This is a genomic window from Dickeya sp. Secpp 1600, from assembly GCF_003049805.1.
Lineage (GTDB): Bacteria > Pseudomonadota > Gammaproteobacteria > Enterobacterales > Enterobacteriaceae > Dickeya > Dickeya fangzhongdai.
Genome location: NZ_CP023484.1, coordinates 3,762,984 through 3,785,583 on the forward strand (window position 1 = coordinate 3,762,984; position 22,600 = coordinate 3,785,583).

The 22,600-nt window shown below is 55.5% G+C and carries 18 protein-coding genes; 4 read left to right on the forward strand and 14 right to left on the reverse strand.

Annotated elements, in window-relative coordinates:
- Position 1: 1 nt before the first annotated feature.
- On the reverse strand, positions 2-1,435 hold the full coding sequence (locus tag CPA59_RS16700; RefSeq protein WP_107760145.1) for a sensor histidine kinase KdpD: 1,434 nt from the start codon (positions 1,433-1,435) through the stop codon (positions 2-4).
- A gap of 718 nt (positions 1,436-2,153) precedes the next feature.
- The gene (purL, locus tag CPA59_RS16705; RefSeq protein ID WP_107760874.1) at positions 2,154-6,038 is read right to left on the reverse strand and encodes a phosphoribosylformylglycinamidine synthase; all 3,885 of its coding nucleotides are present in this window, start codon (positions 6,036-6,038) and stop codon (positions 2,154-2,156) included.
- A gap of 277 nt (positions 6,039-6,315) precedes the next feature.
- On the opposite strand from purL, the gene mltF reads away from it, so the two are divergent.
- Positions 6,316-7,773, forward strand: coding sequence for a membrane-bound lytic murein transglycosylase MltF (gene mltF, locus CPA59_RS16710; protein ID WP_107760147.1), 1,458 nt, complete (start codon positions 6,316-6,318; stop codon positions 7,771-7,773).
- An 11-nt stretch (positions 7,774-7,784) separates the two neighbouring features.
- On the opposite strand, the gene tadA is transcribed toward mltF, so the two are convergent.
- The 4 genes from tadA to CPA59_RS16730 form a co-directional block, all read right to left on the reverse strand.
- Entirely contained in the window at positions 7,785-8,288 is a 504-nt protein-coding gene (gene tadA, locus CPA59_RS16715; RefSeq protein WP_038919879.1) for a tRNA adenosine(34) deaminase TadA, read from the reverse strand.
- A gap of 63 nt (positions 8,289-8,351) precedes the next feature.
- On the reverse strand, positions 8,352-8,996 hold the full coding sequence (yfhb, locus tag CPA59_RS16720; RefSeq protein ID WP_255412238.1) for a phosphatidylglycerophosphatase C: 645 nt from the start codon (positions 8,994-8,996) through the stop codon (positions 8,352-8,354).
- Between the two features lie 37 nt (positions 8,997-9,033).
- Positions 9,034-9,957 (reverse strand): N-acetylmuramic acid 6-phosphate etherase, encoded by a 924-nt coding sequence (gene murQ / locus CPA59_RS16725; RefSeq protein WP_255412239.1) that lies wholly within the window; start codon positions 9,955-9,957, stop codon positions 9,034-9,036.
- Positions 9,958-10,087: 130 nt separating this feature from the next.
- Positions 10,088-10,429, reverse strand: a complete 342-nt coding sequence (locus CPA59_RS16730; RefSeq protein WP_038921083.1) for a tryptophan synthase subunit beta — start codon at positions 10,427-10,429, stop codon at positions 10,088-10,090.
- Between the two features lie 725 nt (positions 10,430-11,154).
- Between CPA59_RS16730 and CPA59_RS16735 the strand changes: the two genes are divergently transcribed.
- Both CPA59_RS16735 and CPA59_RS16740 read left to right on the forward strand, forming a co-directional pair.
- Positions 11,155-13,341, forward strand: a complete 2,187-nt coding sequence (locus tag CPA59_RS16735; protein WP_107760149.1) for a type I secretion system permease/ATPase — start codon at positions 11,155-11,157, stop codon at positions 13,339-13,341.
- On the forward strand, positions 13,328-14,176 hold the full coding sequence (locus CPA59_RS16740; RefSeq protein ID WP_038919882.1) for an HlyD family efflux transporter periplasmic adaptor subunit: 849 nt from the start codon (positions 13,328-13,330) through the stop codon (positions 14,174-14,176). Before CPA59_RS16735 ends, CPA59_RS16740 begins: the two co-directional genes overlap by 14 nt.
- Positions 14,177-14,189: 13 nt before the next feature.
- On the opposite strand, the gene CPA59_RS16745 is transcribed toward CPA59_RS16740, so the two are convergent.
- The gene (locus CPA59_RS16745) at positions 14,190-15,707 is read right to left on the reverse strand and encodes a bifunctional diguanylate cyclase/phosphodiesterase (protein WP_038666731.1); all 1,518 of its coding nucleotides are present in this window, start codon (positions 15,705-15,707) and stop codon (positions 14,190-14,192) included.
- Between the two features lie 775 nt (positions 15,708-16,482).
- Complete coding sequence (gene pdeH, locus CPA59_RS16750; RefSeq protein ID WP_107760151.1) at positions 16,483-17,274, reverse strand: cyclic-guanylate-specific phosphodiesterase; 792 nt, start codon at positions 17,272-17,274, stop codon at positions 16,483-16,485.
- A 348-nt stretch (positions 17,275-17,622) separates the two neighbouring features.
- Between pdeH and CPA59_RS16755 the strand changes: the two genes are divergently transcribed.
- Positions 17,623-17,883, forward strand: a complete 261-nt coding sequence (locus tag CPA59_RS16755; protein ID WP_107760153.1) for a YfhL family 4Fe-4S dicluster ferredoxin — start codon at positions 17,623-17,625, stop codon at positions 17,881-17,883.
- A 43-nt stretch (positions 17,884-17,926) separates the two neighbouring features.
- Here the strand turns inward: CPA59_RS16755 and acpS are convergent, their stop codons facing one another.
- The 6 genes from acpS to lepB all read right to left on the reverse strand — a co-directional run bounded on the left by acpS (position 17,927) and on the right by lepB (position 22,587).
- Complete coding sequence (gene acpS / locus CPA59_RS16760) at positions 17,927-18,307, reverse strand: holo-ACP synthase (RefSeq protein ID WP_038919885.1); 381 nt, start codon at positions 18,305-18,307, stop codon at positions 17,927-17,929.
- Positions 18,307-19,038, reverse strand: a complete 732-nt coding sequence (gene pdxJ, locus CPA59_RS16765; protein WP_038919886.1) for a pyridoxine 5'-phosphate synthase — start codon at positions 19,036-19,038, stop codon at positions 18,307-18,309. Before pdxJ ends, acpS begins: the two co-directional genes overlap by 1 nt.
- Before the next feature lie 71 nt (positions 19,039-19,109).
- Positions 19,110-19,844, reverse strand: coding sequence for a DNA repair protein RecO (gene recO, locus CPA59_RS16770; RefSeq protein ID WP_107760155.1), 735 nt, complete (start codon positions 19,842-19,844; stop codon positions 19,110-19,112).
- Positions 19,845-19,855: 11 nt separating this feature from the next.
- A complete protein-coding gene (gene era / locus CPA59_RS16775) occupies positions 19,856-20,761 on the reverse strand; it encodes a GTPase Era (protein WP_038666713.1) in 906 nt (301 codons plus the stop codon).
- Positions 20,758-21,438 (reverse strand): ribonuclease III, encoded by a 681-nt coding sequence (gene rnc / locus CPA59_RS16780; protein ID WP_013319008.1) that lies wholly within the window; start codon positions 21,436-21,438, stop codon positions 20,758-20,760. The genes era and rnc overlap by 4 nt, the downstream gene beginning before the upstream one ends.
- A gap of 180 nt (positions 21,439-21,618) precedes the next feature.
- Positions 21,619-22,587, reverse strand: a complete 969-nt coding sequence (lepB, locus tag CPA59_RS16785) for a signal peptidase I (protein ID WP_038919888.1) — start codon at positions 22,585-22,587, stop codon at positions 21,619-21,621.
- Positions 22,588-22,600 lie beyond the last annotated feature (13 nt).

Here is a 22,600-nt window from a genome sequence, read left to right on the forward strand (position 1 = left end):
GTTAATTCTCAGTGTTCAATGGTAATTCAATACGGAAACAGACATCGGCGTAATCCACCGTGACCAGATTCAGCTCCCCTTGCATACGGCGGATGCAATCCTGCGCAATACTCAATCCCAGGCCACTCCCTTTTACTGCGCCCTTGCGCTGGTGAGTTCCCTGATAAAAAGGCTCGAATATCATGCTTTTATCCGATTCAGGAATCGGAGTGCCGCTGTTGGCGACATCGATCTGAACCCGGCCCTCGACCTGACGGCTGCGGATCCAAATGTTACCGGATTCCAGTCCGTAGTGCACCGCATTGGAATAGAGATTATCCACCACCCGCATCAACAGCGTGGTTTCCGCCCGGCACGCCTTCGCATCCAGTTCAATATGCGTTTGCATCAGTTTGCCACGCGCCGGCAGGCTGTGAGCAGATACGACCATATTGACGATATCGTCGATATCCACCTGCTCCAGCCCGGCCGGCGCATCCGCCAGTTTTCGGTTATAGTCGAGCAGTTGTTCAATCAGTTGCTGCAGATGGCGGCTGCTGTTATCGAGAATCGCCACCACCTCTTTCTGGTCAGCCGTCAGCGTGCCGACTACTTCGTCCGCCAGCAACGCGGCACCTTCACGCAGGCTCGCCAGCGGCGTTTTCAACTCATGGGACAAGTGGCGCAAAAACTCGTGACGTTGCGCTTCCAGCCAGGACAGCCGCTCGCTCAGCCAGATGATTCGCTGCGCCAGAGAACGAATTTCCGTCGGCCCTCTGAAACTGGCGATTCGTCCCAATGGACGGCCTTCTCCCAGCCGGTTGATCATGCGCTCGACGCCTTTCACCGGCCCGATAATCATCCGGGTAAACAGCATCACCAGCAGCACGCTGACCAGGAACAACACCAGCGCCTGCCAGCCGAAAAAACGGCCTCGCTCGGCAATGTCTTGTTGCAACTGCTGCCCGCGCGAGAAAATCACTTCGCGGGTTGCCTGCACCATCTGGGCATTCGTGCGGGAGAAATTATCCAGCACCGTGGCGGATGCCGCCGCCGGACCGTTATTCTGACAACGGATATCCGTCAGTTGCGTCAGGTATTGCCGCAGATTTTGATAATAGGAAGGGTCAGGCAGAATCGGCGCATGGGCGTCAAGCATCTGGGAATACTGCTTGCGCTGGTTTTGATACAGTTGCGATAGGGTTTGATCCCCCAGCACGCAAAACTGGCGGTAGCTGCGCTCCATGCTGACGGCGGTGCTGGTCATGGCTTCGCTACGCCGGGCATCGGCCAGTGTGGTGTTATTGATTCCGGCGGCCTGTTCGCTGAGGTGATCCAGACTCTCGTAGGCTTGATAAGCCAGCACCAACAGCGGCAACAAAACCAGCAGGAACGCCATAATGACCAACTGCCGCAAAGAGCGTGGAAAAAAACGCCAACGTTTCAACGAAATCATATCGTTACCTGCCAGAACAGTCCGCCTGATATATCGCTCGCAATAACGCGTCATTGTACGCGTTATCCGCATCACCTCAAAAGCAGACCGTCAGGATCGCGGAAAATCGCACGCAATCATGCCGTGCAGCAATGCAAAATCCGGCCGCAAAGCATGAGTCGGCTCGCAAAATAGTGTCGAACAGATCAAAAGCGGCGGCCCCAAAAAGCGAAACCCGGTCACACAGTAACTGTCTGACCGGGTCTCTGAATAGGCGGTGCCTCACTCAACGTGTCGCCCGATGTGCGATAAAGCCCGAAGGCAGTTATCAATAAAGCTGGACGATAGGCACCTTATCTTTTGGCATCATTCCGGGTGTTATGAGCATGAATATGACGTTCACCATGCCATCATAACCAGTTGAATGAGCAGCGACGCTATTATGCACTTACCGTGCCAATTATCAATAAAATAAAACAAGACACTGAAATACAAATAAAAATAAAATAACCATACCCAAAATTATCGCAGCAACGATCCGGCAGGCCCTTCAACCCGGCGGAAATTTAGCTTTTTGTCGCTAAAAAAAGACATCCTGATGGGTAACAAAAACAACCATTAAAAATCAAATAGATAAATGTCACCTTTTAGCGACATGCTAATACGGCGTTGTCGCTGATTTGAGACAAAAAATAAAGGGACCGAAGCCCCTTTATTATCAATGCATTACTTTATCGCATCACCCCAACTGACGGCGTGCGTTACGGAACATACGCATCCACGGGCTGTCCTCGCCCCATTCTTCCGGGTGCCAGGAGTTGCTGACCGTACGGAACACACGCTCCGGATGCGGCATCATCACCGTAGCGCGGCCGCTGACGCTGGTTACCGCGGTGATGCCGTTCGGCGAACCGTTCGGGTTAACCGGGTAATCTTCCGTAACCTGACCGTAGTTGTTAACGAAACGCAACGCCACCAGTTGATGCTGTTCCAGCGCAGCCAGATGACCGTCGTCACGCACTTCTACGCGGCCTTCGCCGTGAGATACGGCGATCGGCATACGGGAACCGGCCATATCCTGCAGGAACAGCGATGGGCTGTTGGTCACTTCCACCAGGCTAAAACGCGCTTCAAAACGGTCTGACTTGTTGCGCACAAAACGCGGCCAGTGCTCCGCCCCCGGAATCAGTTCACGCAGGTTGGACATCATCTGACAGCCGTTACATACGCCCAGCGCCAGCGTTTGCGGACGCAGGAAGAAAGCGGCGAATTCATCACGCACCCGATCGTTGAACAGGATTGATTTCGCCCAGCCCTCACCGGCGCCCAGCACATCGCCGTAAGAGAAACCGCCACAGGCGACCAGCGCCTGGAAGTCCTGCAGGTCACGGCGACCGGCCAGCAGATCGCTCATATGAATATCAATGGCGTCAAACCCGGCGCGATGGAACGCCGCGGCCATTTCCACATGAGAGTTGACGCCCTGCTCGCGCAGTACCGCCACCTTCGGGCGCGCCTGACGACTGATGAACGGCGCGGCAATGTCCTCGCGCAGATCGAAGGTCAGCGCCACGTTCAGCCCCGGATCGTTGTCATCGGATTTGGCGTGATGTTCCTGATCGGCGCACTGCGGGTTATCACGCAGACGCTGCATTTGCCAGGTAGTTTCAGCCCACCAGTTGCGCAGCGTAGTGCGGCTTTCGTGATACACCACATCGTTACCGCTATGAATGATGAAGTGGTTGCCGACTTCCGCCTGTCCCAGATAATGCACGCAATCCGCCAGACCATGCTCAGCCAGTACCTGTTCCACTTCAGCACGGCGGGAAGCTTCGATCTGGATAACCGCGCCCAGTTCTTCGTTGAACAGCACCGCCAGCGCATCTTCGCCCATGGAACCGATGTCGGCTTTGACGCCGCAATGCCCGGCAAACGCCATCTCCGCCAGCGTGACCAGCAGGCCGCCGTCTGAACGGTCGTGGTAAGCCAGCAGAGCCTGATTCGCCACCAGCGCCTGCATCGCATTGAAGAAGCCCGCCAGTTGGGCCGGATTACGCACATCCGCGGTTTTACGACCCAGTTGGCGATAAACCTGCGCCAGCGCCGTAGCGCCCAGCGCGTGATGCCCGGCGCCCAGATCGATCATCAGCAGTACGTTATCTTTGTCGGTACGCAACTGCGGCGTGACGGTATGACGCACGTCTTCCACGCGGGCAAAGGCGGAAATGACCAGCGACAGCGGCGCCGTTACCGATTTGTCTTCGCCGTTTTCCTGCCAGCGGGTTTTCATCGACATGGAGTCTTTGCCCACCGGAATGGTCAGCCCCAACGCCGGACACAGCTCTTCACCTACCGCCTTCACGGCTTCATACAGACCAGCGTCCTCGCCCGGATGCCCGGCCGCCGCCATCCAGTTGGCGGACAGTTTCACCCGTTTCAGGTCGCCGATATGCGTCGCTGCAATGTTGGTCAGCGCTTCCCCGACCGCCAGCCGCGCCGAAGCGGCGAAATTACGCAGCGCCACCGGCGCACGTTCGCCGATGGACATGGCTTCACCGTAATAACTATCCAGACTGGCGGTAGTCACGGCACAGTCCGCCACCGGCACCTGCCACGGCCCGACCATCTGATCGCGCGCCACCATCCCGGTTACCGTACGGTCGCCGATGGTGATCAGGAAGGTTTTCTCGGCCACCGCCGGCAAGTGCAGCACACGTTCAACCGCGTCCGCCAGATAAATACCTTCGCGATTCAACGGCGTGCCTTCCACGTCTTTGCGCTCAACATCACGCAGCATTTTCGGCGTTTTGCCCAGCAGCACGTCCAGCGGCATATCGATCGGCTTGTTGTTGAAATGGCGATCGCCGAGCGTCAGATGCTGTTCTTCCGTGGCTTCGCCAATGACCGCATAAGGCGCGCGCTCACGACGGCAGATTTCATCAAACTGCGCCAGTTGTTCCGGCGCTACCGCCAGCACATAACGCTCCTGCGACTCGTTACACCAGACTTCCAGCGGGCTCATGCCCGGTTCGTCATTCAGGATATCGCGCAGCTCAAAACGGCCGCCGCGACCACCGTCGCTAACCAGTTCCGGCATGGCGTTGGACAGGCCGCCGGCGCCGACGTCATGGATAAACAGAATGGGGTTTTGTTCGCCGAGCTGCCAACAGCGGTCGATCACTTCCTGGCAGCGACGCTCCATTTCCGGGTTATCACGCTGTACCGAGGCGAAATCCAGATCCGCGTCAGACTGGCCGGAGGTCATAGAAGACGCCGCGCCGCCGCCCAGACCGATGTTCATTGCCGGGCCGCCCAGCACGATCAGCTTGGCGCCGATGCTGATTTCGCCTTTCTTCACATGATCGGCACGAATGTTGCCGATGCCGCCCGCCAGCATGATCGGCTTGTGATAACCACGCACTTCAACGCCGTTATGGCTGTCCACCGCTTCTTCATAAGTACGGAAATAACCGGTCAGCGCCGGACGGCCGAATTCGTTATTGAACGCCGCGCCGCCCAGCGGACCGTCGGTCATGATGTCCAGCGCGCTGACGATACGGTCCGGCTTGCCGAAATCCTGCTCCCACGGCTGGATAAAGCCCGGAATGCGCAGGTTGGATACTGAGAATCCCACCAGACCGGCTTTTGGTTTTGCCCCCCGCCCGGTGGCGCCTTCATCGCGGATTTCGCCGCCGGAACCGGTCGCCGCGCCCGGCCACGGTGAAATGGCGGTCGGGTGGTTGTGCGTTTCCACTTTCATCAGGATATGCGCGTCTTCCTGATGGTAGCCGTAAGCGCCCTGCGGATCAGGGAAGAAACGGCCGACAGCCGACCCTTCCATCACCGCCGCGTTATCCTTATAAGCAGACAGCACATAGTCCGGCGTATGCTCAAAGGTGTTTTTGATCATCTTGAACAGTGACTTCGGCTGCGTCTCGCCATTGATGATCCAATCGGCATTAAAGATTTTGTGACGGCAGTGCTCGGAATTCGCCTGCGCGAACATGTAGAGTTCGATATCTGTCGGATTGCGTCCCAGTTTGGTAAAAGCATCCAGCAGATAATCCATTTCGTCGTCGGCCAGCGCCAGACCCAGACGCAGGTTGGCCTCCTCCAGCGCGGGGCGGCCCTGCAGCAGAATTTCCACCCGTTTCAGCGGAGCCGGCTGATGCTGGGAAAACAGCAGATTGGCCTGTTGAAGGTCGTCAAACACGCTTTCCATCATGCGGTCATGGAGCAGCGCGGCCAGTTCCCGCCACTGCGCATCGCTGAGCGTCGGCGCGTGGATGTAAAACGCCAGACCGCGCTCCAGACGACGGATTTTCTGCAAACCGCAATTGTGCGCGATGTCGGTCGCCTTGGAAGACCAGGGAGAAATGGTGCCCGGACGCGGGGTCACCAGAATCAGCCGCCCGGTAGGCTCGTGCTCTGCGAGAGAAGGGCCGTATTTCAGCAGTCGGCTCAGTCGTGACTGTTCTTCATGGTTTAGCGGAGCGTTCACATCGGCGAAGTGGACGTATTCGGCATAAATGTCGCTGACGGGCAGGTGATACTCCTTGCACCGGGCCAACAGTTTATTGATACGAAAAGCCGATAAGGCGGGTGAACCACGCAGTATTTCCATCATCTAAATTTCTCTCGTCTTCGAGGCACCGGAGACAGTGCGTCAGGGCGCTACAGGGGGGAAACGCGCGCTATTATAGAGAATAGTGGCGCGCGACGAAACCGTTTGCGTAGCGATTGTTAAACATTGAGAGCACCTTGCGGTCAAACAGTAGGCAAACTAATAAAAGTTGCACACTGGCGGTTTGTTAAGCAAAATGCCCCCCGACTCTGGGACAGATGCATAAGAAACTGCCGTTACAGACAGACAGGCCAACCGGCCGCCGAGAGACAACTCATTGAAGCGTTTAACGATAAATTATGTTTTCATCGGGGTGATCGCTTTGCTGTTGACGCTGGCACTGTGGCCAAATATTCCCTGGCGCAGTCACCAGGATGTTCAGCTAAGGCAAATCCTTTCACGTGGCGAGCTGCGCATCAGCACCGTGACCTCTCCGCTGACCTATACGCTCAGCAACGGTTCCCCCACCGGACTGGACTACGAACTGGCCAAACGGTTCGCCGACTACCTCGGCGTGCGGCTGGTGGTATCGGTGCGCCAAAACGTCGACGACTTATTTAGCGATCTGGATAACGACAATGCCGACCTGCTGGCCGCCGGTCTGATTTACAACCGGGAGCGCCTGAGCCGTTTCCGGGCCGGCCCTTCCTATTATTCGGTGTCGCAGCAACTGGTCTATCGCATGGGTACGGCTCGCCCCGGCGCGCTGGACAAATTGCAGGGCAAGCTGACCGTGTTGTCCGGCTCGGCGCACGCCGCCACGCTGCGCGATTTCAAAGCCGATAAATACCCGCAGCTAAGTTGGGAGGTCGCCACCGACCTGTCCGAGCTGGACCTGCTAAAACAGGTGGCGGAAGGAAAACTGGATTACACCATCGCCGACTCAATAAACATCGGCCTGATGCAGCGTATTCACCCACAGCTGGCGGTGTCGTTCGACCTCAGCGACGAAGAGCCGGTCACCTGGTATATGCGGCAAAACCATGACGATAGCCTCTCCGCCGCGCTGCTCGACTTCTTCAGCCAGATGATGGAAGACGGCACCCTCGCCCGTCTGGAAGAGAAGTACCTCGGGCATGTCGGCGAGTTCGACTATGTGGATACCACCACCTTCCTCAGCGCCATCGACAATACCCTGCCGGGCCTGCGTCCGCTGTTCGAGAAATACGCCAGAGAAATCGACTGGAAACTGCTGGCGGCCATTTCGTATCAGGAGTCGCACTGGAATCCGCTGGCAACCTCGCCGACCGGAGTGCGCGGTTTGATGATGCTGACCCGCAATACCGCAGAAAGCCTGGATGTGGCGGATCGACTCAACCCGGAAGAAAGTATCCGCGGCGGCGCCAGATACCTGAATCAGATGATGCAGCAGGTGCCGGCCACCATCCCGACGGACGAACGCATCTGGTTTGCGCTGGCCGCCTATAACATGGGGTACGCCCATATGATGGATGCCCGCAAACTGACGGAAAAACAGAAAGGGAATCCTGACAGTTGGGCCGACGTCAAAATACGCCTGCCGATGCTGAGCCAGAAACGCTACTACGCCCAGACCCCCAACGGTTACGCCCGCGGTCAGGAGGCTTACAACTACGTGGAAAACATCCGGCGCTACATGGTTAGTCTGGTCGGGTATCTTTCGGAGAAAGAAAGCCGGGCGTTACAACAGCAACTGGCCGCCAGCGCTTATCCCGCCGTACCGCCGGAACAGTTAACCGCCAATCCTTCCCGCTGACGCACGGCCGCTCAGTCGGACGAGTCCCGTTCGGCGGAGCGCGCGTCACGCTGCTGCTGACGGCGCATACGGAAAAAACGGCTCAGTAGGTCAGAACACTCATCCGCCAGGACCCCGTCGGTAATGGCGATATGATGGTTCATGCCCGGATGGCGCAGGATATCCACCAGTGAACCGGCCGCGCCGGTCTTGGCGTCAGCCGCGCCATATACCAGCCGGTTGATGCGGCTGTGAATCATGGCGCCGGCGCACATCACGCATGGCTCCAGCGTGATGTACAGCGTGGTATCCAACAGGCGGTAGTTTTGCAGCGCCTGTCCGCCCTGCTGTAACGCCATGATCTCTGCATGGGCGGTGGGATCGTGCCGGCTAATCGGGCGATTCCAGCCTTCGCCGATGATCTTATCTCCCTGCACCAGCACGGCGCCGACCGGCACCTCGCCTTCGTCCCAGGCCCGTTGCGCCAGCGTCAGTGCATGACGCATCCAGAATTCATCATCCATTGGATTACTCATCATTCCTCTTGGCTTCCGCCCTCATCACGTGCGGCGCGCATTATACATGCCAGCGGCGGCGAGTCATTCCAGTTGCTGCAGATGACCGGCCGGCGTCACGCGCCAGCGATGCGCACAGAAAAAGAGTAGCGGATTATCCTGTTGGCTGTCGCTGTAGCCGCTGTAAAGCTCAAGCGGCGCCCCCAGTCGGCGCTCCATCTGCACGACTTTTTCGTGCCCCAGACAACGCAGGCTCAACACCCAACCGCCCCAGCGCCGCGTCATCTGGCTGCCGATCAACTGGACCTGAGGCAGAAACGACGCATCGCGGTAGACTTGTTCGACCAGCCGCTGCGGCGAACCGGTCACCAGCCAGACCTGCGACCGGCTGTCGGCCAGATAGCCTTCCAGACGCTGGTGAACCAGAGGAAAAGCAGTGACCCGCCGGCGGAACCAGACCACAAACGCCTGCTCCAGCTGTCGCAGCCGCGCTTCACGCCGTCCCGCCGTGATCGCCCACAGCAACAGACTAACCGGCCAGCGAGCGGCGCGACCATTGATGGTCAATCCTGCCGCCAGCAAAGGCAACAAAGGAACAACCAGCAACAAATTCAACGGTAAATGGCGGATCAAGAACCACAGAAAACTGCCGAACAGATCCTGACGATGCAATGTGCCGTCCAGATCGAAGAACACAACGCGCATGGCCGTCGGCGATAAATTCAACATGCTCGTGCTCCGGTGGTTCGAATCAGTGCTGATGGCATTAGGCCTTCTCCACGCCCAGCGCATCGCGCAGATAGCCGTCTTTCTCAGCCAGCCGCTGTCTGGCCTGTTGCGCGTCGCAGCCGGTCACCACCATCACTATCGCCGGTTTAACCTCATAATCGGTCTGCGTCAGACAGCGCTGCGCGGTATCCCGATCAACGCCGGTGGCGTCCATCAGGATACGGCAGGCGCGATCCACCAGTTTCACGTTGGTGGCTTTCACATCCACCATCAGGTTTTGATACACCTTGCCCAAGCGCACCATCGCGCCGGTGGAAATCATGTTCAGCACCAGTTTTTGCGCCGTGCCGGATTTCAGCCGGGTGGAGCCGGTCAACACTTCCGGTCCCACCAACGGAGAAATGGCTATCTCCGCAGCCTGCGCAATCGGCGAATGCGGGTTGCAGGAAATGGCGGCGGTACGACAGCCCAACGCACGCGCATAGCGCAAGCCGCCAATCACATAGGGGGTTCGCCCCGACGCAGCAAGGCCGATAACCATATCCTGAGCGGTTAGCGTCAGCGCGATCAAATCCGCTTCGCCTAACGCCGGGTCATCTTCAGCGCCTTCAACCGCCTTCAGCAAGGCTCCGGGGCCGCCGGCAATCAATCCCACTACCAGGCCATGCGGCACGCCAAAGGTAGGCGGACATTCCGACGCATCCAGTACGCCAAGACGGCCGCTGGTGCCGGCCCCCAGGTAAATAATTCGTCCGCCGGTCTTCAGGCAGCCAGCAGCGGCATCCACCGCCTGAGCTATCGCCGGCAAAACGTCACGGATCGCCTCCGGCACCCGGTGATCTTCCTGATTGAACAATGACACCATCTCCAGCGTAGACAGTTGATCCAGATTCATGGACGCCGGATTACGTGTTTCCGACACCAGCGCGCCGAAATCCATACTTTTTTCGTCTTTCATCATTATTCAGTCGCCTTGCTCATCAAGCTGCGTTGATCGCCGCCAACCGGCGCTCATAGGTAACACTCTGCCGAGCCAATAAAAAACGGCTTGCAAGTTAACTGGCAAGCCGTTTTGTCAGTACTTCTCAACATCAGAATATTTTGTCCTCATCTTCGCGGATTAGCGAATCCAGATCACCCAACGCTTCACGCGCCTGTGCCCGGTTGATGAGTTTAAGCTGTGCAGCCGCCGGGAAATCCGTGATGTTAATCTGACCTTTGGTGATCAACACCTGAATCAGATCTTCCAGTACACGCACCATTTCCAGATCGCTGCTGCGCAGTCGCTCGATGTTAGCCAGAATAGCCTGCTGATTATTCAGCCACGCCATTGCTTCAACAGAACCATCCGGCAGTTCGCCGTTCATTTCGGGAAACGGCGATTCCTCTACCCTGATGAGATGGCCGTTGCTGTCACGCAAAATATAAAACATACCAAGCCCTTTTTTATTTGCAAAAGAGAACTCACCCGGCAAGGCGGCTCTCTACTCCTGATTAGGATTTCAGATGTTACCGCGCACGATAATCGCACGTCCGGCCACCAGCAGAGGACGACCACGCTAGCACGTCTCAACGCGCACGCACGCTTCTGCCAGGGAGTGCCGGCATCGAAACCCATCTTCTCCATCCGATCCGAATGACACGTTGACGCACCGCCTGCCATCTGTCGGGTGGAATCAGTGCCGCCGCACGGGCATACTACCTACCGCACGACGGGGCCTGAACAAGCTCGCGATCCCTCATCGGCACATCACGTCAGGCCACCCACCAGCATGGCATTTTCACCACCGCCGGGCAAGCTATCCACGTGATTCTCTGCCCGAGCTCCGCGTTTTACGACCGGTTGAATCGCGTGCAGAGCATTATCAGCTTACTGATTACCAAACGTATTATGTCGTATCAAAATGTCAGTTATATTGACCGCCATGAATGATTTCCAGCCAGAGCGGATCGACGGGACGGCCTCAAACCCGGCATGACTCCGACAGGCGGCCTTGAAATGAAAGGTTGCGTCCGGCAAGGTTCGCCATGAATAATGCTTGCCAGTCAAAACCTGAAAAAACAACAAAATCAGGCCATATTGCTCACTTTTTTCTATTTTTTATCTGTGATCGCATTGCCTGCAGGCGGTCACGATGGCTAAGGAACGCGCAGCGACATGAATACACACCATGAGCAGCCACCGGGCGGCGAGGATTATCATCATTCCCCGCAACATCAGGATCCCCGCATCCGCCACGACGACCCTTTGCTCGACAGCCTGCTGGTTCTGTGTCGGCTGCAGGGAAAGCCGACCAGCCGCGCTACGCTGACCGCAGGGCTACCGCTTGAAGACCTGCGTTTGCCCGCCAGTTTGTTGCCGCGCGCCGCGGCTCGCGCCGGTTTACGGGCCCGGATACTCAAACGCTCGCTGAACGCCATTCCGGCGATGTCGCTGCCCGCCATGCTGTTACTGCGCGAAGGGCGCGCCGCCATCCTGTTGGGCTGGACGGCAGACGGCAACGCCCGCCTGATGACAGGTGAAACCGAAGGCGGCGAAATTACGGTCGACCACAATACGTTGCAGCAAAACTATCTGGGGCTGGTGATGTTCGCCCAGTCGGCTCATCGCTTCGAAGCCGCTCCGACAGCCTTGCTGCCGCGAAGCAAGGCCTGGTTCCGGGACACGCTGAAGCTATCGCGCAGTCTGCATCTGGATGCCGTGGTCGCCAGCCTGCTGATTAATATCATCGCGCTGTTTGTCCCGCTGTTCGTCATGCAGGTCTACGATCGGGTAATCCCCAATCAAACCACAACCACCTTGTGGGTGCTGGCCTCCGGCGTCGGCATTGCCTTACTCTTTGACCTTATCCTGCGGGTATTACGCAGCATTTGCGTCGATATCGCCGGGAAAAAGACCGACCTTATCCTTTCCGCCACCTTGTTTGAACGCCTGACCGGCATGATGCTGTCGGCCTTTCCGGCCCGGACCGGCGCGGTGGCGCACCGGGTACGGGAATTTCAGGCCTTGCGCGATACGTTATCGTCGCTGATGCTGGGAACGCTGATCGACTTTCCGTTCACGCTGCTGATGCTGATTCTGCTCGGCATGCTGGGTGGTCCGCTGGTCTGGATACCATTGCTGACGCTGCCGCTGGTCCTGCTGATCAACGGACTGTTGCAAAAGCCGATCACGGCGGCGCTGGTCCATTCCCGGCGTCTGACAGACGAACGACAAGCGCTGCTGACCGAAACGCTGGGCGGGCTGGATGCCGTCAAAATTAATAATGCGGAAGGCGAACGCCAGCGCCAGTGGGAACAAATCAGCGGCGACATCAGCCGGCTGGACTCGCGGGTGAAAACGTTATCGGCCATCGCCACCCATCTGACGCAATCATGTCAGCATCTCGCCGGTATAGTGGTGATTGTCTCAGGGGTATATCTGCTGCTGGACAACCAACTAACCCTGGGCACGCTGTTCGCCTGTTATCTGCTAAACAGCCGGGCGCTGATGACGCTGGGGCCGCTGTCCGAACTGTTTACCCGCTATCAGCAGACGCGTCTGACGCTGGAAGAAACCCAACGTCTGATGGAATTACCGCAGGAGCGAGGCGAACAGCCCTACCCTCTAAAACGGGAAAGCATTCAGGGCAGTATCGAGTTTCGTGATGTCACCTTCCGTTATCCGGAACAGAAGAATCGCGCCCTGATTGATATCAATCTGTCGATCCGACCCGGCGAAAAAGTCGGCATTATCGGTCGTACCGGCTCTGGTAAAAGTTCGCTGGAAAAGCTGATCGCCAACCTCTATCAACCGACCAACGGCAACCTGCTGATCGACGGCGTGGATGCCCGTCAGCTCGATATCGCCGATGTACGTCACCACATCGGCTATGTGCCGCAGGATATCCAACTGTTCAGCGGTACGCTGCGGGACAACCTGATTTGCGGCGCCCGCTATGTAGAAGACGACGCGATGCTGCGCGTGGCGGATATCGCCGGCGTGAATGATTTCGCCCGGTTGCACCCGGACGGTTATAACCTGCAGGTGGGCGAACGGGGTATGCAACTGTCGGGCGGCCAGCGGCAGGCGGTAGCTATTGCACGCGCGCTGCTGCTTGATCCGCCGATTCTGGTGATGGACGAACCTACCAGCGCCATGGACAACAGCAGCGAAGACCGGTTTAAACAGGCTCTGCAAACCTGTCTCGTCAACAAGACGCTGCTGCTGGTGACACACCGGGTTTCCATGTTGACGCTGGTCGATAGGCTGGTGATCGTGGACAAAGGACGCATTATCGCCGATGGTCCCAAAGCCATTGTGCTGGATGCATTAAAGAAGGGGCAGATCAATGCGTCTCGCTAAGTTCATGCAACATCTTAACGCGTATTTCTCCAGCCATCACCCGCAGGATCCTCAGGCGCTGCCGGACGTGGGTCAGGCGCTGGTGGAAGATACGCCCCGCATCATCCGACTATCGATCTGGATCATGCTGGCTTTTGCGGTCTTTCTGGTCGGTTGGGCGGCGGTTGCCGAAATTGATGAGGTGGTGCATGCGACAGGGAAAACGGTCAGCCAGTCGCAGCGCTATCGGGTTCAGGCGCAGGAAACGGGCGAACTCAGCGACATGTATATCCGCGAAGGGCAGATCGTCAATGTCGGCGAGCCCCTGATGAGGTTGGAGCATGTCCAGTCTTCCAACACGAACACGTCTGACGCCGGTGAAAACAAGGCGGATAAGCTGTCGCTGGTGGTGTCTCCCGTGCGGGGCATTATCAGATACATTCTGGTCGATGCCACTACCGGGCAGATTTCTCCCGGCCGAACGCTGGTGGAAATCACGCCGCTGGATGACAAGCTGCTGATCGAAGCGCGGGTCAGGCTGCAGGATATGGCGTTTTTGCGCCCTGGACAGGAAGCAATGATGACGTTCACTGCGTATGACGACACCACATTTGGCGGGCTAAAGGGGTATATCGATCAGATCAGCCAGGATATGGTGACCGATCAGGCCGGTAACAGCTTTTATCTTGTTCGGTTGCGTACGGAGAAAAACTATCTGGGGAGTATCGACAAGCCGCTGCTGATTCTTCCCGGCATGGCCGCCAATGTGAATATCATTACCGGCAGGAAAACGTTGCTCAGCTATCTGTTGAAACCGATTCGGCAAGCTCGGGCGGAAGCGCTGCGGGAAAGATAACGCGAATCGGCGTTTACTGGTGGGTGTTCAAGTCATGATAGATCTGGGTCTGGCTTCGTCCCAGAGCCTTCGCCTGATACATCGCCGCGTCGGCATTGATAGCCAGCGTCAGCGAATCCGTACCGTGTTCCGGATACAGCGCAATCCCGATGCTGCATGAAATATCCAGCTTCTTGCCCTCAATATAAAACGGTTCATTGAGGGCATGATGTATCTTGTCCGCGACATACAACGTGTTCTCGACCTCTTTGATCCCCTGCAGCAGGATAATAAATTCATCGCCGCTGCGGCGGTACACCGTGTCTGTTTCACGCACTGCGCCTCGCATACGCGCCGCGGCTTCCTTCAACAGCAAATCCCCGGTCGCATGACCGAAGGTATCATTAATCTGCTTGAACTTATCCAAATCGAGGAACATTAACGCGATCTTGCGATGGGTCTGGCGAGACAGCTGGATAGCCTGCTCCATTTGCTCGGCAAAAGTCAGCCCGTTGGCCAACGAAGTCAGGGAGTCGTAGTGCGCCAGTTGTCGATAATGCTCTTCACTGCGACGCAGCATATCAATCGCCCGATAACGCTCGATCGCCACCGCCACCAGTTGCGCTGATTTCTCAATCGAAGCGATTTCGTCCTCTGTCGGAGAATAAACCTTGCGGTGATACACGCTCAGCACCCCAAGAATTTCCTTATTCTGCCCGAAAATAGGTTCAGACCAGCAGGAACGCAAGCCGGCATACAACGCCAGGCCTTTATACAACGCCCAATGGGGATGGGTGGAAATATCTTCCGCAATCACGCGCTTGCCGGAGTAGGCGGCCGAACCAAACGAGGCGGCGCCATCGGCAATTTTTACATTATGGATAGCGTTCTTGTAAAAACCGGGCAGACTGGGAGCCGAGCCAAGGGTCAGACACTTCTTCTCCTTGTCAACCAGCAGAACGGAGCAGACAATTCTCCCGGGGTTTTTCTCCTCTACGCTGAAGATGATCGCATCCAGAATGTCCTTCAGCGGCGCGCCGCTCGACAGCAATTCCAGCGCGCGGTTGTAGGAGTTGTCATGGTGTTCCTGAGTCTTGCGCTCAGTGATATCCATTTTTATGCTGACATACTGAACCGCATCGCTGGCTTTATTATATATTTTAACAATGCTGGCTTTTTCCCAATATAACTGTCCGTTTTTCTTACGATTAATAAACTCGCCGTTCCAAATCTCGCCTTTATTCAGGGTGGACCACAGTTCCTCATACACGCTGGCGTTGGTCATGCCGGAACTTAATATATTCGTCTTGCGCCCGATCACCTCTTCCGCTTCATAACCCGACATCACGGTGAACTGCCGGTTCACGTACACGATTTCACAGCTTTCATTAGCGATCATAATGGATGATGGGCTGTATTCGGCGGCAAAGAACACCATGTTCAGGAAGTCCTGCTTTTTTTGTTCCGCGTTAGCTTTTTCCTGGAATTTGCGGCTCCTTGCAGAAGAAATCCCTAAGAGTACTATTAATAGGGTTATTATAATTTCATACACAATAACACTCTCCTCAGGCCCGGAACGGTCCTGATCGAACAAATCGCATCACTGAAGACGAAAAATCCCGGTAATAACTCCCCTCGTATGGATTTTCAGGGTTGGCACATTTCCGGAGAGTAGAAAGGATGAATGAAAAAACTATCCAGCTCTGCAGGACAGGTTCATAGCCATAAAAACGACAGCATAAAGCCTCCATTATATCGCCGTGTGCAGACCTAAATAATAGAATCAAGAGAATTAGCTTAATCAGTTATATTAATGATAGTTATAGACATAAGCCTGGCTAATATTTTGATACAGCTCTTTACAGATTTCGTAGCGCAGTATTTTGACTATCAATTTTTCGTAAGCAAATCAATTATACCGATAAGTCCCACCATTTTAATCAAAAATAACTATCACCAGCCGTTTTTTGATCGTTGGTAGCAAACATTTATTTTTTTGTCTTTATAAATCAAATAATTGCAACAATAAAATCAATCAGTTCTTTCTCTTATGATTGCTGTTTTTTTCGACTGCCGTCACAGTTTACTTGTTCAGCAAACAGAACCTCGGCCACATAAAACACTATATTTATATAAAAAACAAGGCATAAAAAATGAAAATCCCATGACTAGCAATCTAATCATTTATTTTATACTGTATATTGATGGAGTATGAATTTTTCTTTTACCCTCAACGAGCTGATGAGAACGTCGGCAGGTTTCCAGGGAGTCTGAATACATGACATACCCGGGTAAAGGCAACAAAGCGGGCATAAGCGAAGGGATGATTACAACTCTGACCGAAGATCTTCCAAATTTTCAAACGGTTGAGGTCGGGACAAGAAATACCCCTGGGCTGCCGAGGCATTAGATTGTCTGACGATTTCCCACTCTTCTTCAGTTTCAACCCCTTCAATGACGACATCATTACAGTAAGTGGCAATCAGAGTGACCAGTGACGGAAACAGCTGCCGCCCCTCTTTGCTCTTAAGCAGCATAATGAAAAGCTCGCGGGCGATCTTGATACAGTCGTACCTTGCCGGCGACAGCGAGGAGAAATTCGCCACGCCGCAGCCAAAATCATCCAGCCAGAGCCGCCCCGCTTCGGGCAGTGTCGCCAGTGTGTCGTGAGGTAGAACCGCCAGGCTTTCAACCAGTTCAAAACGCAACCAGGGCATGGTCGTCAGCAGTTTCTTGGCTTTGCGGTTTCCCTGCAACGCCAGCAGCGTCAGCCCATCAATATTGACGGATGCGCGCAGCGCGTCCCGAACAAAGCGTTCATGCCATTGGCTCAGCAGTTGTAGTTGTTCAATAACGATATTTAAGCGTTCTTCGACATTGAGGCGGGCAAAGTAGTGTTCAGGAGATAAAAGTTTTTGCGGCATGGACGGGTGAAAAACGGCTGTCAGCAATTCAATTCCCATTAGACGACCGGAAGTACGGTAAATGGGCTGGAATCTGTACCGCCTGTGGCAGCTGTGCCAGTAATCAGCGTCTGCAAACTGTGCCTCCACGGTGATGGAGGCTTCAGAGCCGGGCTGATTAAAGTGACTATTTTGCTGCACTATATGTTCCGCCATTGAAGGATATGCTTACGAATAAAAGTATACCACATGCATACATGAGTTTATCGACCTTGCCCCGACAATCTTTATCCGGGCCAACTGTAATGCGAGCTACAGTACAAAGCGAATATGACGGATACATTGCATGGGAATATTTGTTTTTTTATATCAAAAAGCTATGAGAAATTATGCATTACGATCGCATAATAGTGATTAATGTCTTCGTCGTATAGTCTCTCAATCAAACGAATAGGCTGTTTTTTTTAGCCCTTCTCCGCCTGCACCGTTTATGCCGTAACCAGGCTGTGTAACCGGCTCGCAGAAGAGTATAATCGGCGGCTGATTTATGAAAGGAAAGAAAACATGGCGCTGCTGATTACCGCGAAATGCATTAACTGCGATATGTGTGAGCCGGAATGCCCCAATCAGGCGATATCGATGGGGGATGAGATCTATGAAATTGACCCGTTACGCTGTACCGAGTGCGTCGGGCACTATGATACGCCAACCTGTCAGAAGGTCTGCCCGATAGACAACACCATTCTCAAAGACACTAACCACCTGGAAAACCACGATCAACTGTGGGAAAAATTTGTCCTGCTGCACCATGCCGATCGGTTGTAATTGCCGATCATTGTAATATCGACCAGGCCGATGCCGCTCAATTTTAATTTTCAATAATCACGGTAGCGCAGGCGTAGTGGCGCTCATCCGCCAGCGAAACATGCACGTGCCGAACACCCATTTCCTCGGCCAGTTCTGCGGCGCGCGCCAGAAACCGTAGGCACGGTTTACCCAGCGGATCATTCGCGACTTCGAACTGCGCAAACGCCAGACCATCTCGAATGCCGGTGCCAAATGCCTTGGCGGCGGCCTCTTTGACCGCAAAACGCTTGGCCAGAAACCGGACCGGCTGCGAGTGAGCCTGATACTGCAACCACTCCTGTTCACTGAGCACGCGGCGGGCGAGACGATCACCGGAACGACCGGTGATCGCTTCAATACGGGCGATTTCGACGATATCCGTGCCGAGACCCAGAATCGCCATCAGCGACGGGCTTCCCGCATCAGGGTTTTCATTTCCGCCACCGCCGACGACAGACCGCTCATCACCGCACGTCCGATAATGGCGTGACCAATGTTCAGTTCGTGCATTTCCGGCAGCGCCGCAATCGGCTGGACGTTATGATAGGTCAGACCATGACCGGCGTTAACCTTAATGCCCCGGCCCGCAGCATAGGCCGCCGCTTCACGGATACGCTCAAATTCCTGCTGCCGGGCCGCATCGTTTTCCGCGTCGGCATAGGCGCCGGTATGGATTTCAATATAAGGAGCGCCGCTGGCTACCGCCGCGTCGATCTGGGCGTGGTCGGCGTCGATAAACAGCGACACCTGAATACCGGCCTGGCGCAATTGCGTCACCGCCGCGGTAATACGGTCGAGCTGACCGGCCACGTCGAGTCCGCCTTCCGTCGTCACTTCCTGCCGTTTTTCCGGCACCAGGCAACAAAAGTGCGGTTTCAGTTCGCAGGCTATCGCCAGCATTTCATCCGTTACCGCCATCTCCAGATTCATGCGGGTCTGGATGGTCTGGCGCAGCAGGCGCACATCGCGATCGGTAATATGGCGTCGATCTTCACGCAAGTGTACGGTGATACCGTCCGCTCCCGCCTGTTCCGCCACAAATGCCGCCTGTACCGGATCGGGATACGCCGTGCCACGAGCATTACGCAGGGTGGCGATATGGTCAATATTTACGCCCAACAACAACTCAGCCATGATCCATCCTTCAACAATAAATGACCGCCGCAGTGTACACCCCGGCTGCGCATGACGATACCCTGACGGTACTAGATCTTGCCGCCCGGCGCCGTCTTATAGGGTTTTGGCATAAATTGCCGAAATAACTCACGGCTTTTCAGTGGCTTGCCGCCAAGATAGGGTTTCAGCGCCATGCGGGTAAAACGTTTGGCGGCGCGCAGGGTGTCGATATCGGGAAACTCTCTTGACGCCAACGCCTGCAGCTCGCGCCCGGTGAAACTGACGTTATCCACAACCAGACTGGCAATGAAGCCTTTTTCCGCCCGGTAACGGTAGGTCATGGTATCGGCAACCGGTTCGCCGCTGCCGGCACAATGCAGGAAATCCACGCCGTAACCGAGGTGCTCCAGCAACGCCAGTTCGAAGCGGCGCAAGGCTGGCTCAGGCGAGCCGCTGGCGGCAGCCAACTGTTGCAAGCAATGAAGATAATCGAAAAACAGAGCGGAATAATCGGTTTCCAGTTCCAGCACCCGGGTCAGCAACTCGTTCACGTACAAGCCGCTGTATAACAACGGGCCGCTCAGCGGTAACGCCAGAGAAACCGGTTCGGCATTGCGCAGGGTTTTGACTTCGCCGCGCCCGCCCCACCGCACCAGCAGCGGCGTAAAAGGCTGGAGAGCGCCCTTGAGACTGGAACGCCGCGCCCGGGCGCCTTTCGCCAGCACCCGCACGCGGCCTTCATTTTCAGAAAACAGATCCAGCAACAGGCTGGTTTCGCTGTAAGGTCGCCCATGCAAGACAAACGCGCGCTGCCAGCCTTCCATCGGCGCACACCTTACAGATCGTCGATATAACCCAGGCTACGCAGCGCACGTTCATCGTCTGCCCAGCCGGATTTAACCTTCACCCACAGTTCCAGATGAACTTTGGCCTCAAACATCTGTTCCATGTCCTGACGCGCTTCGATGCCGATGGTTTTAATCTTGGCGCCTTTGTTGCCGATCACCATCTTCTTCTGGCCTTCACGCTCCACCAGAATCAGGCCGTTGATGTCGTAACCGCCGCGCTCATTGGCAACGAAACGCTCGATTTCCACCGTAACCGAATACGGCAACTCTTCGCCCAGAAAGCGCATCAGCTTTTCGCGGATAATTTCCGACGCCATGAAACGCTGTGAGCGGTCGGTAATATAGTCTTCCGGGAAATGGTGAATGGCCTGCGGCAGATGTTTGCGCACAATTGCGGCGACGGTATCGACATTGGTCCCCTTCTCCGCGGAGATCGGCACCACATCGAGGAAATTCATCTTTTCGCTCAACATCTGGATATGCGGCAGCAATTTGGTTTTATCCGCCACGTTATCCACTTTGTTGATGGCCAACAACACCGGCGTTTTTTGGTCGCGCAGCTTGTTCACCACCATTTCGTCATCGTCTGTCCAGTGGGTACCTTCCACCACAAAGATGATCAACTCCACATCGCCGATCGAACTGCTGGCCGCACGGTTCATCAGGCGGTTGATGGCGCGCTTTTCTTCAATGTGCAACCCGGGCGTATCCACATAGATAGCCTGATACGGCCCCTCGGTATGGATACCCATAATACGGTGACGCGTCGTCTGCGGCTTACGAGAGGTAATGGACACCTTCTGCCCCAGCAACTGGTTCAGCAAGGTGGATTTACCGACGTTCGGCCGGCCAACAATCGCGACAAAGCCGCAATAGGTCTGTTCTTCGCTCATTCAAGCTCCAGCTTTTTCAGGGCCTGTTCCGCCGCAGCCTGTTCAGCTTTACGACGACTTGACCCGGTACCCACTACCGGCTCGCTAAACCCGCTGACCTGGCAATGAATGGTAAATTCCTGATCGTGCGCCTCGCCACGCACCTGCACGACCAGATAGGTAGGCAACGGCAGGTGGCGTCCCTGCAGGAATTCCTGCAGGCGGGTTTTCGGATCTTTTTGCTTGTCGCCTGGGCTAATCTCATCCAGACGAGTCTGGTACCACTGCAGAATCAGCCGCTCGACGGTCTGGATATTGCTGTCCAGAAACACCCCGCCAATCAACGCTTCCACGGTATCCGCCAGAATCGACTCACGGCGGAAACCGCCGCTTTTCAATTCGCCGGGACCAAGACGCAGGCATTCGCCCAGTTCAAACTCTCGGGCAATCTCCGCCAGCGTATTGCCGCGCACCAGCGTAGCGCGCATTCGGCTCATATCGCCTTCGTCAACACGCGGAAACCGGTGGTACAGCGCATTGGCGATAACGAAACTCAGGATAGAATCCCCCAGGAACTCCAGCCGTTCGTTATGTTTACTGCTGGCGCTACGGTGAGTCAGCGCCTGCAATAAAAGGTCATATTGTTGGAAAGTATAGCCCAGCTTTTTTTGTAAACGATTTATCAGGATGGGGTTCATGTGTTACCAATAGATCTATAATGCCTTTTTAAACAACAGCATACGGAACAGCCCTGTCTTGCCACTAAAAAGTCAAAACTGTTTCGTTTGCAGTGGCTCCCGCCCGGGAGCCAGCATTTATTATTCAGAAATATTCTACAACGGAAGTCGCAAATATGCTGCGAGTTTATTTACATTCAATTAATGAATTCCACCGATACGGCTTAAACGTACACCGGTAGGCCATTCACCTTCTTGTTTTTCAAAACTCATCCAGATAGCTGTCGCCTTACCCACCAGATTCCGCTCCGGCACAAATCCCCAATAACGGCTGTCCGCGCTGTTATCACGGTTATCGCCCATCATGAAGTAGTGGCCGGCCGGCACCACCCAGGACCCCAGCGGCTGGCGCATCTGTTGGTAATAAAGCCCAAGCTGATCCTGAGCGCCCGGCACGGTAAGGATATTGTGAGTGACCTCGCCCAGCGTTTCCTTGCGAACCGCCATGCGAATGCCTTCACTCTTCTGACCAACCGGAATCTGGTAGAAACCGCTGGTCATTTCGCGCCCGGTTCCGCTGAACGTCTGCACGAAATCACTGGGTTCCACATTACTGTAAGTCACCGGCAAGGCGCTGCCGCAGCTCGGCTTGTCGCCGCACCCCGGCTGAATGGTGACCTGCTTGGCGATCGGGTCGTAACTGACGCGATCTCCCGGCAGGCCTACGACACGCTTGATGTAATCCAGACGCGGATTTTCAGGGTATTTGAATACCGCGATATCACCGCGTTTCGGGTGCCCGGTTTCAATCAAGGTGGTCTGGGTTATCGGATCCTTGATGCCGTAAGCAAATTTTTCGACCAGAATGAAATCCCCGATCAACAGCGTCGGCATCATCGAACCGGAAGGGATCTGAAACGGCTCGAAAATAAATGAACGCACCACAAACACCAGCGCCAGCACCGGGAAAACCGAGGCAAACGTCTCGATCCAGCCCGGCTGTTTGATGCTGTTAGCCAGCGTTTTCTCGTCGACAGCCCCATTAACCTGCTGGCTCAGAGCGGAAATCTTGGCGCGACGCGCCGGCGCCCATTTGAACCGTTCCAGACACCAGACAATGCCGGTCACCAGCGTCGCCAATGCCAAAATCAGGGCAAACATATTGGCCATGCCAACTCCTCAG